Below are 12,856 nucleotides of genomic sequence, written 5' to 3'. Positions count from 1 at the left end.
CTGCTGGCCCAGTGTTGTCTGGCTTGCGAATAAAAGTAGCAGCGCTGCTATTTAAAGTAAATAGCGCTGCTAATAATAATTTCTGCGGGCACAAAAAAGCCCGCGCTTGGCGGGCTTCGTGAAAAATGGAGGTCAGTCGAGAATCGGTGGATATTTCCCGCTTACGGAATCCCTGTACATGATTTCGCTGAAGAGTCTTGGCTCATTCCGTAGGAGCGCAGAGGCTTGCTTGGCTTCATCTTTCGTTTCAAAAGGGCCGGCGCCGACTGCTGCACCAATCATTGGAACAACTGGTAGTCCTAGCGCTTTTATCGCCTCGATGGTGTTCACCTGTTCTGCTCCTGCCTTGCACGGAACAGATGCGACCCACCCATTCTTGAGTCGCGGCGCTTGAATGGCTTCAACATCAGCGCCGCAGTGCTTGCACTTGATAGCTGCGCTTTTGATCGTTTCAGCGCAGAAAGGGCAGGTCCGTTCGGCGGACGCGCCCACTCCTGACGCCAAATTCCTTGCCGGTACTTCTGTATTCGCGGATGAAGCCCAGACCAATGCAACGACCCATCCGAGAAACGTCCATCCAAGAAAAAGATTTACTAGGAAAATCGATGTTCCGTTGAGGTGCTTCCGACTGGAGGCGACAAATGTGGGCAGGAAGTAGATGACGAAGCCAACCACCAGAAAAAGAAAGCCAGCCATAGGACTTCCACTATCCATATCGTAGAACCTGATCCATTGAGTGAGACTCGTATTTTACCATTCGTGGCCCTACGCCACCATCTACCGCGCCGTCAGTCACCTTCACTGAACGGCAGCGCTGTGGGAGATATCTACCGGTGCACCCACCCACTAGGTACTCACCATGAACGACGACCGGAAAGCACAGGCCCTGTCAGCCTGGCGAAAAATACTCGAAGAGCCAGAAATCCGGATGGACGCCGAGGAGCAATACGACGAACTGCTGAAGCTTGCGGACGAATATAAGCGCGCCGGCATTATCGATGGCGATGACTGGAGGGAGCTGGTAGAAGAGGCGACAGCCTTCTATGCGCACTCGGTAGAGGGGCTTGAGGGCGGTACGTAGGAGGGAAGGGTTGAATAAAAAGCCCGGCGCGGGGCCGGGCTGCTTTGGCAAATAGAGCCAGTGACATCTTCAAGCCGCCAAGTCTCCTTTGCTCAAGCTTTTCTTCAGTGAAGCCTTCATCACTTCCATCTGCTCTCCCAGTTCATCGAGCTTCGCTTTACCCAAAAGCTTTTTGGCTTGAGGAAACATTTCGGTTTCCTCCTCCTCGATGTGATGCTCAAGCAGCTCCTTCACCACCTTTACCCGGCCGGCGAACTCGGGTGTTGACGGGTCAGTGCCTTTCAAATCTGGGAGCACCAGGGAGTCCACTGTGCGGTGTTCTTCCTTCGCCTCGTAGTACATCTCGTCCTGCTCTTTACCGCCCGCCTCTTTGAAAGCGGGGTAGAGGATTTGCTCTTCCAGCTGTGTGTGAATGGTGATCTCCATCTCCAGCTTATCGAGCAGGTCGACGCGCTTTTTCAGCGCCCGATCTGTGGATTCGCTCAGCTGATTCAGGATGCCTTTAACTTTTTCGTGGTCGGCTTTGAGAAGGTCAATTGCGTTCATTTTTTATGCCTCATCTATCACAGGTTAGCGTCAGCAGCTCTCCGGCTGCGGTTCACGCTCTCCCAGTAGTAAGGGCATCTTCTGTGCCAACTGCCCGAAAGTAAAAGACTCAACGATTTCAAGCATTTCGAAGAGCTGATGGCGAGGTGAGGGCGTGCACTCTGCACGGACGCCTGGATAGCTACCTTGCAGAAGACGGTTAATCACAGTCGAAAAAAAGCCCGCCAAGGGGGAGGCGGGCTATGAAGTTCATGAGGAATATTGAGCATAGTCGGTGCTAGGTTTTTTTCCCGGTCCATCAGCGAGAGTACATAGCCCACCAGAATACATGCCCAAGTATCGAGATCTGCTGCTCTTGGATCTGCTGGAACGTGTAGTCCTCGTCCGGGTGCTCGTCACGGTTGAAGCTACGCAGGCGGATTCCGATCGGGATCCGGTAGACCTGCTTCACGCGCAGTTGGCCGTTGTGGTTGATGGCGTACATCTCGCCGTCGACGATATCGCTCAGTGAGTTTTTTCCCACGTTTACGCCAACTGTGGCGCCGTCGCGCAGCACGGGCATCATGCTGTTCCCGCCAACCTTCACGCACTTCGCGTTGCTGAACTGAACGCCGTTGTGGCGTAGATCCTTCTTGTTGAAGCGGAGGCGTGAGTTAGCGCTTTCCTCAATCGCAAACCTGCCAGATCCGGCCGCCAGTTCGACTTCATGAAGGAAGGGGACGTAGACCTCATCGTCATCGAGCGGGGTTTCGTCGTCCCAAGTCTCGATGCTTCCTAATTTTACGCTTGGCTGTATGCGGTCCTGCTGCACGCTGGCAACAGTGGATAACAGTCGAGAGCTGACTTCGCTTGCATCGAAGTTGAGCGCCTTTGCGAGCTTCAGCAGCGCTTCAACATTGAGTGGCACCTTCCCGGTGGCGTATTGGCTGAATGCGCTTTGCCCGGACCATCCGCATGCTTCGGCAACGTCCGCCTGCGTCAGGCTGCGCCCGGCCGCTTTAGCAGCTGATTTCCGCTGTTCATAGATAGCTTTGAGCCTGGCGCTCTCGGCGACTTCTTCGGGGGTGAGGGGGCGACGTATTTTCATACGAATAAGAGTATTAGCAGAGCTGATATCCAAGCAAACAGCGCTGCTAGTATTTTGTTGCTGATAAAAAGCAGCGCTGCTACTATCCATGGCAGATATCAAGCCGTGGAAATTCCATGAAAAAGATCCCTTTGAGCAAATACCTAGAAGAGCACGGCACTCAAGCCGCGCTTGCTGCTGCTCTTGGCGTGAACCAGAGCGCGATCTCGCAAATGGTTCGAGCCGGCAGAAGCATCGAAATCACCCTTTATGACGACGGCCGTATTGAGGCGAATGAGATTCGTCCGATCCCGGCGCGCCCCAAGCGCACAGCAGCCTAAGGCAGTCATTGCTTACTGCGTGAACAAATGATCGCCCACGCACTGGCAGGGCGCCACGGAAACAAATTTGAGGTTTTACGAATGGAAGATTTTCTGCGGGCCTGCCAGAGCGCTGTCCTCGACAACGAAGCCAAGACCCTTGCTGCAAAGATGGGCGTTCCTCACGTTGGCCTGCTTCAGCGCGCCAATCCGGACAACGACGCACACCACCTGACCGTGGAGCATTTGTTCGGGATTCTGTTGCACACCGGCGACATGCGCCCTCTGGCTGCACTGGCGAGTGAATTTGGTTTCGACATCGTTGCGAAAGCTGCGCCGGAGCCGCAAGCATTGACCAAATCACTGATCAACGTCGGCAAAGAGGTCGCCGATCTGACCATCGCGGTGCACCAGGCGCTGGACGACAACCACGTCAGTTCTTTCGAGAAAAACTTGATCCGCCAGGAGATCAACCACGTTCGGCAGAGCCTAGACGTGATGGATGCCTCGGTGAAGGCCGCCTGAATTCCGGGCACAAAAAAGCCGACGTAGAAGGTCGGCTGATTCGCAAAACTAGAGGGGCCCGATTATGCAGAGCCAATCCAATTCAAGCAATACCCCCCAAAGTGTCGCGACACGTTTTTCGAATTCTGAAAACGTGTCGCGTACCACTATGTCCTCTCGCGAGATCGCAAATGTCACCGGCAAGCGCCACGACAATGTAAAGCGCGACATCCTCGCCATGCTGAAAGAGCTGAAAATCGATGCCCTCAAGTTTGAGGATATCTATCTGGACGGCCGCAACCGAAAGCAGGTCCAGTACCTACTTGACCGCGAGCACACCGATTGCTTGCTGACTGGCTACAGCGCGCCGATGCGGATGAAAGTAATCCGCCGTTGGCGAGAGCTGGAGCAACAAGAAGGCGCGCGTCTGGCCGTGATCGCCAATGGAACGAAGGTAGTCGGCGAACTGGCGATCCTTGAGTGCTTCACGCGGCTGCTTAAGCCTGCACCGTCCAGTCAGGTGCTGATGCTCGCGCAGATCGCGAAGAACAATGGCTTGGAGTCGAGCTTCCTTCCCGGCTACGCGATCGATGCGGCGCCTGACACCACTGGCGGATCTTCGATGCCAACCAAGGCCGTTACCGCCCTGATCAAAAAACACGCCATTAGCAGCACAGCGCCAGCCTTCAACCGCGCCCTTGCTGCCCATGGCTACCTCAAGACTCTGCAGCGACGTAACTCCAAAGGCGAAACAGTCGACTTCTGGTCCGTCACTGAAAAGGGCCTCAAGTACGGCAAGAACCTCACCAGCCCTCAATGCCCGCGCGAGACACAGCCTCACTGGTACGTGGATCGCTTCCTTGAACTGGCCAAACTGGTCGGGAAGGCCTGATATGCAATTCACCGTCACGATCAATCAGGTGAAGGCGTTGGAGTGGGGGCTGAATTCTCAGCAGGCCCTGCTGTTTGCCTTCGTCTACGGCTGCCCGAGCTGGACCAAGCCAATCAAGACTGACGACGGGATCTTCTTCGCGCTGAGCAAGGCCAAGATCATCGAGGAGCTGCCGCTGCTCACTGACAAGCCAGACACTGCCTACCGCATGCTGAAGGCCCTGGAAGAGGCGGGTTTGATTGAGCTTCGCCCTGAAGCATTCCGACTCACCGAAAAAGGCTGTGAGTGGAACCCGAACCGTATGGGTCACATCACCGCCTACCAACCGCCAGTCCTCCCGTCTCGGCGTAGGACGAAAAAGAAACCAATCCCTTCTGGCTTGCGTGCACAGGTTTTCGCCCGCGACGGTCACGCGTGCTTGCGCTGCGGCTGCTCGGTGCTGATGCGCTTGAGGGCCGATCACGTCGTACCTGAAAGCCAAGGTGGAGAGGCTTCTTTGGGCAACCTCCAGACCCTTTGCATGTCCTGCAATAGCTGGAAGGGCGTGCGGACGATTGATTTCCGCGCGTTCGCCGGAGGTGCAGCATGAGCATGGGCCTTATGGTTGCCGCAATGAAGATTCGCGTTGGTAATCCGCTGCGCAAGCTGGTGCTGATCAAGTTGGCCGACAACGCCAGCGACGTAGGCGAGTGCTGGCCCTCCTATCAGCACATTGCCGACCAGTGCGAGATCAGCAAGCGTTCTGTCATGAACCACATCACCGCTCTGTGTGAGGCGGGACTGTTGCGCAAGGAGATTCGGAAGGGTGGGCCAAAGGGGAATTCGTCGAACGTTTACTTCCTCACCCTCGACGGTGGTGGTGCACCTCCTGCACCAGGGGTGGTGCAGAAGATTCACCCGGGTAGTGCAGCAGGTTCACCCCCTAGTGAATCTCCTGCACCAGGGGGTAGTGCAGGAGCTGCACCCAGAATCAGTAACTCTCTTGAATCAGTCATGGAACCGGTCATTGAACCAATTGCACCCCCGGCTCACGCCGAGGTTGTGCCGGCTCTGTCCCGCGGCTTGGTGCTGGTGGTTGATCGCACCGATACGCCACGGGTTGAGATTCCCGCTGACATGCCGGGCCCGAAAGACCAGTCCTGCAAAACTTTCAAGGTCTGGGCGAATTACGCCATGGCCTACCGCAAGCGCTACAGCACTTGGCCGGTTTGGAACGCCAAGGTCGGGGGCCAACTCGGCCAACTGGTCGATCGCCTCGGCGCCGATGTTGCTCACCACGTCGCTGCCCACTTTCTGAAAACCAGCGATGCCGCCGTCCTGCGCAAGTGCCACAGCCTCAACGAGCTGCTGGCCAACGCCGAGAGCTACCACACCCAGTGGGTGACAGGTCAGCGCATCAACGGGACAACCGCACGCCAGATGGAACGCACCGAGGCGAACGTATCCGCCGCCGAACAGGCCGCGCAAATGGTCTTGGCCAAGCGCCAAGCGGGAGAGCGCAATGAGTACCTTTGAAATGAACGATCAGCAGGTTGCCGGGCTTGCTGCAGCGATCTGCGCCACCGCCGAGGCCATGGGTCAGGAAATGAACCCAGGTACCGCGGCGATCATGGCCGAAGATCTCTGTGCTTACCCGGTGCAGGTGGTGAAGGCCGCGCTGAAGGCTTGCCGCTTCGAAGTGAAAGGCAAATTGGCCATGGCTGACATCCTCCAGCGAGTTCAGGTTGCAGATGGTCGCCCGGGTAAGGACGAAGCTTGGGCAATCGCCATGACTACGAACGACGAGTTCGAAACCGTGGTGCTGACCGATGAAATCCAGCTCGCGCTGGCTGCCGCGAAACCTGTCCTCGACGCCGGGGACAAGGTCGGTGCGCGCATGGCGTTCAACAGCGCTTATGAGCGCTTGGTGGGACAGGCTCGGGAGGACAACAAAAACGTCAATTGGCACGTTTCAGTCGGATTCGATGCCAACCGCCGCACCCAGGCGATCACCAAGGCTGTGCAGATGCAACGGATCCCACATGAGCGCGGGCAGTTGTACTTGGCTGACTTGAGTGTCGCGCCGGTCACTGAAGACGGTCGTGCCGTCGTTGCGCTGCTCACCGGTGAGGTTGCGCGGCCTTCGCCAAAACTGCGCGAGAAGCTCGCCGCGGTAAAGGATTCGATGCTCGCCATGCGCCAAGCATCGGCCGAGGAAAAAACAGAACTGCGAATTCTGGCAGCCAATGAGCTGGCGGATCGCCGGGCGCTGCTGATTCAGCAGGCCGAACAATTAGAAGCAAGGAGTGCGGCTCAATGACCATCGACAAACAAAAACTCCAGAAGCTGCTGTGGGCCGAAGCCGCGTCCTACCGTGCCGACTGCGCAGACTGGAAGCGCAACACCGAGGCGCTGCAGGAATTCCTCGGGGAGAAGACCGTGGAGGAGGTGGCGCTGGAGCTGCTGGCCGAGAACGAACGCTTGCAGTCTGCTGCCAGGACGCTGGGCAACCTCCGCTACACGGACAACGGCGCAGAGCTCTGGAAGCCGCCGCTTGGCGAGAAGCCCGACTTCAGCCTGGTTGACCAACTCAAGGCCGAGAACGAGGCACTGAACTCCGCTATCGACGATCTTGAGCGCAGCCGGGTTTCCAGCTTTGAGGAATACGACCTCACCCGAATCAAAGGGCGCGCCGGAGCGGAGAAGGTCTTCGAAATCACCATCGAAACCGAGTGCGGTTGTGACATCACAGAAGGTGAATACACCGTTCGGGTTACTCATCTGCTGGGCAATTGGATGGGCGACGATGATTTCAGCCTCATCGAGGAGGCCGTTGCCGAGGTCATCGGCGAACTGAAATTACCCGAGGAAGGGCACACGGCCTTCATCGCTTACGAATCTGGTGAGCGGCAGGACGTGTTCTGGACCAAGTGGTTCGAGATCGCGACTGTTGAATCGGTTTTGGCGGAGGTTGCGCAGCTATGACCGACAAAATCAGCGTCAACTGTCAGGCCAAGCTCTCCGAGACCATCACGAAGCTTAGCGCCATGTACCGCGACAAGAAGTTCGTCGTCGTATCGCTACGCCCGGGAAAGGACCGCACGCTCGACCAAAACCGGCTGTGGTTCGCGATGTACAAGCGCATCGCAGAGATGACCCAGATCGGCGACGAGGCCGACGCTCGCCGGTACTGCAAGTTGCACGTCGGCGTGCAGATCCTGCTGAACGAGGACGCCGGTTTTCAGGCTGAGTGGTACCGCGTCATGCGCCACCTCCCGTACGAGACGAAGCTGGCCATGATGGGCGGCTGCAAACTCTTCGGCCCGGACGGGTTCCCGGTGACCAGCCTGTTCAATCGCGCTCAGGGCGTGGCGTACACCGACCGCATCGTCGCGCGGTTCGCACAGCAGGGCGTGTACTTCGATGATCTGCTGAGCCAGGAGGCTGCATGACGATTGAAAGGAAGCAGCCGCGCCCGAAAAAGTGCTCAGTCAAAACCTGCAGGGCCTCATTCGTCCCGAAGGTGAGCTTTCAGTCTTGGTGCTCGCCGGACTGCGCCGTTGTCATCGCGCGGGACAAGCGGGAGAAGAAGCGCAAGTCGCTGGCGAGCATCGAGCGCCGAGAGATCAAGGTACGCAAGGAGAAGCTGAAGAGCAGGGCGGATCACCTGCGCGAAGCCCAGGCGACATTCAACGAGTGGGTTCGCCTGCGTGACGCCGATCGCCCTTGTATCAGTTGCGGTCGGCACCACGAAGGCCAATACCACGCAGGGCACTACCGATCCGTAGGAGCGAACCCTGAGTTGCGATTCGAGCCGCTCAATGTCTGGAAGCAGTGCGCGCCGTGCAACACGCATCTGTCCGGCAACCTGGTGAATTACCGGATTTCGCTCCTGCAGTTGATAGGGGCGGAACAAGTCGAGTGGCTTGAAGGGCCTCATGAACCCTGCAAGCACACCGTCGAAGAAATCAAAAATATCAAGGCCGAATATAGGGCGAAAACAAGGGAACTGAAGAGGACGGCAGCATGAAAATCCATTCCGCGCGCCAAGCTTGGCACGACTGCAACTACAACCCGGCCCCGGGCCAAACTTCTGATGCTGCTGAATTGGGTGTGGTGGTGCAGAGCACTGAGCGAGGCCCGACAGCGAATCCCGCGATGCACGCAACGCTAGCCGGTCATATTCAGTCGGCTATCGCACGGCTTCACTTTCAACTCCGGGCTTTCGGCAATGCCATGTATGCGGCTCAGCCGACAGATGATGATCGGGAGGAGGCCGAAGCTGCGGTTTTCAATCTTGCATGTTCGCGAGCAGCGCGCATGACCGCCAGCAAGCGGGAGCGGGCCGAGTACGTTGCCAAGGGCGTGTTTCGTCGTTACCGCTACATGCACCAAGGCGGACAATCGGCCAACGCAGATCCGCTGATAAAGCCGGAGTTGTTCCGAGCCTGGATGAAGGGGGAGTACGAAGTCGAGCTGCCGTCCGCAGCCTGGGGCCGTGATTGGGAGCCATTCGTGCAGCTTTGCTTCGATGCCTGTTACGACATCGACGCTCGGGCATTGAGTCCAATCGGCGGAGTGATTTACAAGATGAAAGAGGCCGCTTGACTTCCCGCACGGCTGAGGGCATGATTTCCCCATAGTTAGTATTTTGCCTACGGCAAGTTACTTAAAAACCGGCCGGCGAGCCGGTTTTTTTATGTCCGCCAGAAAGCAAAAAGCCCCGACATCTTCGGGGCTTTTTTATGCGCGGAAAAAAGAGAGGGCGACTCCAGAGGGTGCGCTAACACCCAAAAGAGACGCCAGATCGCAGATAGAGCCTGCAAGCCAGCCAAGGCCCCCACTGCTCGCGCGAGCGGGACGGAGCCTAGCAGAAAATCAAACGGACTTGCAGATGTTGAAAGAATGCAGATGTGGAAAATGCAACAGACTTCTCGCCCGCGTGGGTGAGTTTACCGAGCTCCAGATCAAATGTTCCCGATGCGGGACGTTGAATCATGAGAAGGCCGCGAGCCTCGAGCGATCGCCTTTGAGCGACATGAAAGCGGAATCCTCCGCGACAAATCATTCGACTCTATAGGTACAAAAATGAAATCAATCAAAAACGGTTTTGCTCCGGTCGCATTGGCTGCTGCTTTGCTCGCATCGGGTGGCGCCGCCTACGGCGCAGAGCTGGTAGTAAACGGCAGCTTTGAATCCCCTGGCTGCAGCAACGACTGCATCCTCAATACTCCTGCCCAGGCCGACTTCATCACTGGCTGGACGACCTTTCTGTCTGGCGTTGAATACATTAACGTCGGTGCTGCGATCGGTAACTCCGCGGCCGCTGATGGTTCGATGAGCGTTGACCTCGCCAACTACACCTATCTGAATGGCGGCGGCATTCAACAGAACATCAACACTGTTGTTGGCGCCCGTTACCGTTTGACCTTCAGCGCCGGTAACTCCACGTATGTGAATCGCAGTGGCAATGGCATCATCAACGTCAAGGTTGCCGGGCAAACGACCAGCTTCGACACCCCTGTCGCAACCAGTAATGCAACTGTCTGGGAAACCAAGACCTACGACTTCACTGCAACCACGCCTCAAACCACTCTGAGCTTTTGGAACGATCAAAATCCAAATGCTCACTTTGCCTTTATCGACAAGGTCAGTGTCGCTCCGCTCTAAGGGCTAGCCGACTCAGTAAGGACGTTTTGTTAAACGGGTTTGGCTGGTCGAAAGACCCAGTCTGCCTTTCGCCTTGGAAGAAAGCCTCGAGCTTCAAACCTATCGCCTTTGAGCGACATGAAAGCGGAATTTTCCGCGAACAATCATTCGACTCAAAAGGTATAAAAAATGGAACCAGTAACTCTAGGTGCAAAGTTCTTCAACAGTGACGCAATTGGAGTAACCGAGCTCATTAAGCCTGAAGATAACGTTGCAGGTGTCGTAATCCGCACGTGCACGGCGACGGGTTCGTTCAATGCCGCGCTCATCACCGGCACTACGAAGCCTAAGGATGCAAGTGACTATCGCACAAAGCCTGCGTTGCTTACTCTGGGCGGTAACACCATTCAACTTCCTTATCCGGTTCTTCTTCCGGCCGGCTTTGGGTTGTGGTGTACGTCGATGAACGGCAACATCCGTGTGAGCTTGACCTACGACCTGTTGTCTTAAAAGGATGGGCCGCTAACGCGGCCCTTTCCTAACCAAATTTCAAGCCTCAGCACTCGCTGGGGCTTTTTCGTTTTCGGCTCCCCACACCCATTGCCCCGAGCTGGGAGTGCAGCGGACGCCGGATTTATCAATCTCCCCAAGGGGGAGGCAACCCGGATGCCAAACATGCCTGACAAGCCAGACACATGGGCCAAGATCTGGCTGGCGTTGAGCAATCCGCTCTGGCAGGGCGTGATCATGTCCATCACCGTATCGTTGCTTCGAGTCATGTACGACGCGAAGGAAACCAGTAAGCGCAGGATTGTGTTCGAGGCGCTGATCTGTGGATCGCTGAGCTTGGTCGCGTCGAGCCTTATTGAGTGGATGGCCTGGCCTTCCAGTTTGTCCGTCGCTGCCGGTGGCACGATCGGATTCCTCGGCGTGACAGCCATTCGAGAGCTGGTGACCCGCTTCCTCGGCCGCAAGGCGGATGCCGCATGAAGGCTTTCGCTGCTGCAATCATCATCGCCCTGGTCGGCCTTCTCCTCATCGGGATTCAGCAGTCGCGCGTCGTCGCTCTACGCGGGGAGGTGGCATTCGAGGCCAGCGAGAAGAAGAAGGCGGTTGACGCCAACCTCGAAAGCCAAGCCACGATCACCACGCTGCGCGCCGAAGCCCAGCGCAACGCCGACTACCAGAAAGACCTGAACAAGCGGTTACAGGCCAGCCAAGCCAAAGCCAGAAGGGCGGAGAAGAACTTTGAAGAACTCAAGCGCAACAGCAAGCCTGTTCGTGATTGGGCTGCTCAGCCTCTGCCTGACGGCCTGCGCGGTAAAGCCGGCAGTGGTAACAAGGACGGCGGCAGTAAGAGTCGAGCCCCCTGAGCTGGTGCCTTGTGAGCGAGTAGCTGATGAAGACCTCGCCGACAACGGCCAACTGTGGGAATTGAAGAACCAAGCCATCAACCTGCTCGACACCTGTGCAGATCAGGTTGACGCGCAGATCAAGCGCAGTCAGAGCAAGTAGGTCGTGACACGTTTCGCGATAGAGCAAATTGTGTCGCGACACTGGAGAAAGCCATGACCGCAGACATCCATGACATCGCTGACCAGCGACCACACCTGACGGTAACGGCTGAAGACGGTGTGCATGTACTGCCCTGTGACCTGGTGCGCTCAGTGATCGCCGCTGAAGAGCCATCGGCCATCCTGACCGAGCCTGTTCTGCGCCGGATCATTGAGGAGTGGTTTCAGAGGATCGCGTAATGACTGCAAAGCTCGTTGAGTTCAAGCGTGAGGGTTGGCGCGACGCCGCGAAAACCCTGCGCAAGATCGCAGATGACCTCGATGCTGGTGTCCATCCGGAATGCACTGTAGGCGCCTTGACCCTGATCGGCCCGAAAGGGCAGGTGACTGTGTTCGGGCTCGGCCCTAAGTGCGACGACCTGCAATGCCTGGGTGCCATGCGCCTGGGTGAGCAGAAGCTGATTGATGTGCTGCTTAATCAGGAGAGCTGACCGTCATTGTATTTGCGCAGACTGCCCCCATGATTAGCTCTCAACAATCAAGGAGCAAGGCAATGAGTGATTTTGCAGTGGGCAATACAGTTCGGTTGAAATGCGGCGGCCCTCTGATGAGTGTCGGCGCTGTTACCGGATCAGCTGGGGATGAGGATGGAGTTTTAGTCAAATGTGACTGGACTGATAAAACTGATAAGCCCCAATCGGTTATCTATCGCCAAGAGCAAATTGAATTGGATGATGGTTCGGTTGGAGGATTTTTCGCTGGCTGACGGATGTATGTAAATGACAATCAAGCAACCCGACTGGGAGGCAATCGAACGAGCCTACCGGGCCGGGTTGCTTTCCCTGCGTGCCATCGCTGATAAGTACGACACCAACGAAGGCACGATACGCAGCAGAGCAAAGAAACATGGCTGGTTGCGTGACCTCACTGAGCAGGTGCGCACAGCAACGAAAGGAAAGCTTTCACGCGAAGTTTCACGCAGTGACGTCACGCAGCGTGATGTGCGTGAAGATGCGCAAATCGTTGAGGAGGCCGCTACAGAGGCGGCGTCCGTTGTGCTGGCCCACCGCGTGGATCTTGCGCAGTGGCGCTCCATCTCGAACAAGCTGCGTGATGCGCTGCAAGACATTGAAGTGACCGAAGACAACATCGGCGACTTCTCCCGCTCACTCAACGCAGGTGTCGACGCTCAGCTGAAAGTGATCAAGGGCGAGCGCCAAGCCTACAACCTCGACACGGAAGAGGGCGACAAGACAGTCGACACCCTGGCCGCGATGATGGACGAACTATCGAAGGACGCCTGAC

At 56.8% G+C, this 12,856-nt stretch carries 24 protein-coding genes and 1 pseudogene; 22 read left to right on the top strand and 3 right to left on the bottom strand.

What is annotated here, in order from left to right:
- Nucleotides 1–132 precede the first annotated feature (132 nt).
- Nucleotides 133–696 (bottom strand): superinfection immunity protein, encoded by a 564-nt coding sequence (locus AB4O01_RS07065; protein ID WP_460091128.1) that lies wholly within the window; start codon nucleotides 694–696, stop codon nucleotides 133–135.
- Between the two features lie 163 nt (nucleotides 697–859).
- Between AB4O01_RS07065 and AB4O01_RS07060 the strand changes: the two genes are divergently transcribed.
- The gene (locus AB4O01_RS07060) at nucleotides 860–1,081 is read left to right on the top strand and encodes a hypothetical protein (protein ID WP_460091126.1); all 222 of its coding nucleotides are present in this window, start codon (nucleotides 860–862) and stop codon (nucleotides 1,079–1,081) included.
- A 69-nt stretch (nucleotides 1,082–1,150) separates the two neighbouring features.
- Here AB4O01_RS07060 and AB4O01_RS07055 read toward each other — a convergent pair whose 3' ends face one another.
- Together AB4O01_RS07055 and AB4O01_RS07050 are read right to left on the bottom strand one after the other, a co-directional pair.
- A complete protein-coding gene (locus tag AB4O01_RS07055) occupies nucleotides 1,151–1,627 on the bottom strand; it encodes a hemerythrin domain-containing protein (RefSeq protein WP_460091125.1) in 477 nt (158 codons plus the stop codon).
- 298 nt (nucleotides 1,628–1,925) lie between these two features.
- Complete coding sequence (locus AB4O01_RS07050) at nucleotides 1,926–2,714, bottom strand: LexA family transcriptional regulator (RefSeq protein ID WP_150648252.1); 789 nt, start codon at nucleotides 2,712–2,714, stop codon at nucleotides 1,926–1,928.
- Between the two features lie 116 nt (nucleotides 2,715–2,830).
- Here AB4O01_RS07050 and AB4O01_RS07045 point away from each other — a divergent pair, with 116 nt between their 5' ends.
- The 21 genes and pseudogenes from AB4O01_RS07045 (at nucleotide 2,831) to AB4O01_RS06945 (ending at nucleotide 12,855) form a co-directional block, all read left to right on the top strand.
- On the top strand, nucleotides 2,831–3,034 hold the full coding sequence (locus AB4O01_RS07045) for a Cro/CI family transcriptional regulator (RefSeq protein ID WP_025110113.1): 204 nt from the start codon (nucleotides 2,831–2,833) through the stop codon (nucleotides 3,032–3,034).
- Nucleotides 3,035–3,115: 81 nt separating this feature from the next.
- Complete coding sequence (locus tag AB4O01_RS07040; protein WP_460091124.1) at nucleotides 3,116–3,538, top strand: phage regulatory CII family protein; 423 nt, start codon at nucleotides 3,116–3,118, stop codon at nucleotides 3,536–3,538.
- 148 nt (nucleotides 3,539–3,686) lie between these two features.
- A complete protein-coding gene (locus AB4O01_RS07035) occupies nucleotides 3,687–4,409 on the top strand; it encodes a Rha family transcriptional regulator (protein ID WP_460092234.1) in 723 nt (240 codons plus the stop codon).
- A 1-nt stretch (nucleotide 4,410) separates the two neighbouring features.
- Nucleotides 4,411–4,708 (top strand): annotated as a pseudogene (locus AB4O01_RS07030) (phage replication protein); the annotation flags it as partial.
- A 2-nt stretch (nucleotides 4,709–4,710) separates the two neighbouring features.
- Entirely contained in the window at nucleotides 4,711–4,998 is a 288-nt protein-coding gene (locus AB4O01_RS07025) for an HNH endonuclease (RefSeq protein WP_460092232.1), read from the top strand.
- Nucleotides 4,995–5,924: a helix-turn-helix domain-containing protein gene (locus tag AB4O01_RS07020; protein ID WP_460091123.1), complete on the top strand. Its 930-nt coding sequence runs from the start codon at nucleotides 4,995–4,997 to the stop codon at nucleotides 5,922–5,924. The genes AB4O01_RS07025 and AB4O01_RS07020 overlap by 4 nt, the downstream gene beginning before the upstream one ends.
- Nucleotides 5,911–6,708, top strand: coding sequence for a hypothetical protein (locus AB4O01_RS07015; protein WP_460091121.1), 798 nt, complete (start codon nucleotides 5,911–5,913; stop codon nucleotides 6,706–6,708). Before AB4O01_RS07020 ends, AB4O01_RS07015 begins: the two co-directional genes overlap by 14 nt.
- Nucleotides 6,705–7,373, top strand: a complete 669-nt coding sequence (locus AB4O01_RS07010; protein WP_460091120.1) for a hypothetical protein — start codon at nucleotides 6,705–6,707, stop codon at nucleotides 7,371–7,373. Before AB4O01_RS07015 ends, AB4O01_RS07010 begins: the two co-directional genes overlap by 4 nt.
- The gene (locus AB4O01_RS07005; RefSeq protein ID WP_460091118.1) at nucleotides 7,370–7,840 is read left to right on the top strand and encodes a hypothetical protein; all 471 of its coding nucleotides are present in this window, start codon (nucleotides 7,370–7,372) and stop codon (nucleotides 7,838–7,840) included. The genes AB4O01_RS07010 and AB4O01_RS07005 overlap by 4 nt, the downstream gene beginning before the upstream one ends.
- Entirely contained in the window at nucleotides 7,837–8,418 is a 582-nt protein-coding gene (locus tag AB4O01_RS07000; protein WP_460091117.1) for a recombination protein NinG, read from the top strand. The genes AB4O01_RS07005 and AB4O01_RS07000 overlap by 4 nt, the downstream gene beginning before the upstream one ends.
- Complete coding sequence (locus AB4O01_RS06995; RefSeq protein ID WP_210701661.1) at nucleotides 8,415–8,996, top strand: hypothetical protein; 582 nt, start codon at nucleotides 8,415–8,417, stop codon at nucleotides 8,994–8,996. The genes AB4O01_RS07000 and AB4O01_RS06995 overlap by 4 nt, the downstream gene beginning before the upstream one ends.
- 286 nt (nucleotides 8,997–9,282) lie before the next feature.
- Nucleotides 9,283–9,468 carry a Com family DNA-binding transcriptional regulator gene (locus tag AB4O01_RS06990; RefSeq protein ID WP_460091116.1) on the top strand — a complete coding sequence of 62 codons (186 nt, stop codon included), beginning with the start codon at nucleotides 9,283–9,285 and terminating at the stop codon, nucleotides 9,466–9,468.
- A gap of 8 nt (nucleotides 9,469–9,476) precedes the next feature.
- The gene (locus tag AB4O01_RS06985) at nucleotides 9,477–10,058 is read left to right on the top strand and encodes a DUF642 domain-containing protein (protein ID WP_460091115.1); all 582 of its coding nucleotides are present in this window, start codon (nucleotides 9,477–9,479) and stop codon (nucleotides 10,056–10,058) included.
- A 168-nt stretch (nucleotides 10,059–10,226) separates the two neighbouring features.
- Entirely contained in the window at nucleotides 10,227–10,547 is a 321-nt protein-coding gene (locus AB4O01_RS06980) for a hypothetical protein (protein ID WP_460091114.1), read from the top strand.
- 165 nt (nucleotides 10,548–10,712) lie between these two features.
- Nucleotides 10,713–11,027, top strand: a complete 315-nt coding sequence (locus tag AB4O01_RS06975; RefSeq protein ID WP_178116912.1) for a phage holin, lambda family — start codon at nucleotides 10,713–10,715, stop codon at nucleotides 11,025–11,027.
- Nucleotides 11,024–11,410, top strand: a complete 387-nt coding sequence (locus AB4O01_RS06970; protein WP_460091113.1) for a hypothetical protein — start codon at nucleotides 11,024–11,026, stop codon at nucleotides 11,408–11,410. Before AB4O01_RS06975 ends, AB4O01_RS06970 begins: the two co-directional genes overlap by 4 nt.
- Entirely contained in the window at nucleotides 11,370–11,552 is a 183-nt protein-coding gene (locus AB4O01_RS06965) for a hypothetical protein (RefSeq protein ID WP_460091112.1), read from the top strand. Before AB4O01_RS06970 ends, AB4O01_RS06965 begins: the two co-directional genes overlap by 41 nt.
- 53 nt (nucleotides 11,553–11,605) lie before the next feature.
- A complete protein-coding gene (locus AB4O01_RS06960; protein ID WP_460091111.1) occupies nucleotides 11,606–11,791 on the top strand; it encodes a hypothetical protein in 186 nt (61 codons plus the stop codon).
- Nucleotides 11,791–12,042 carry a hypothetical protein gene (locus tag AB4O01_RS06955; protein ID WP_460091109.1) on the top strand — a complete coding sequence of 84 codons (252 nt, stop codon included), beginning with the start codon at nucleotides 11,791–11,793 and terminating at the stop codon, nucleotides 12,040–12,042. The genes AB4O01_RS06960 and AB4O01_RS06955 overlap by 1 nt, the downstream gene beginning before the upstream one ends.
- Nucleotides 12,043–12,104: 62 nt before the next feature.
- Nucleotides 12,105–12,317, top strand: a complete 213-nt coding sequence (locus tag AB4O01_RS06950) for a DUF2158 domain-containing protein (RefSeq protein WP_460091107.1) — start codon at nucleotides 12,105–12,107, stop codon at nucleotides 12,315–12,317.
- A 13-nt stretch (nucleotides 12,318–12,330) separates the two neighbouring features.
- Nucleotides 12,331–12,855 (top strand): hypothetical protein, encoded by a 525-nt coding sequence (locus tag AB4O01_RS06945; RefSeq protein ID WP_460091106.1) that lies wholly within the window; start codon nucleotides 12,331–12,333, stop codon nucleotides 12,853–12,855.
- Nucleotide 12,856: the final 1 nt, after the last annotated feature.

The sequence above is a fragment of the Pseudomonas sp. S2_E02 genome, assembly GCF_054668355.1.
This window is presented reverse-complemented; position numbering and strand designations above follow the sequence as displayed.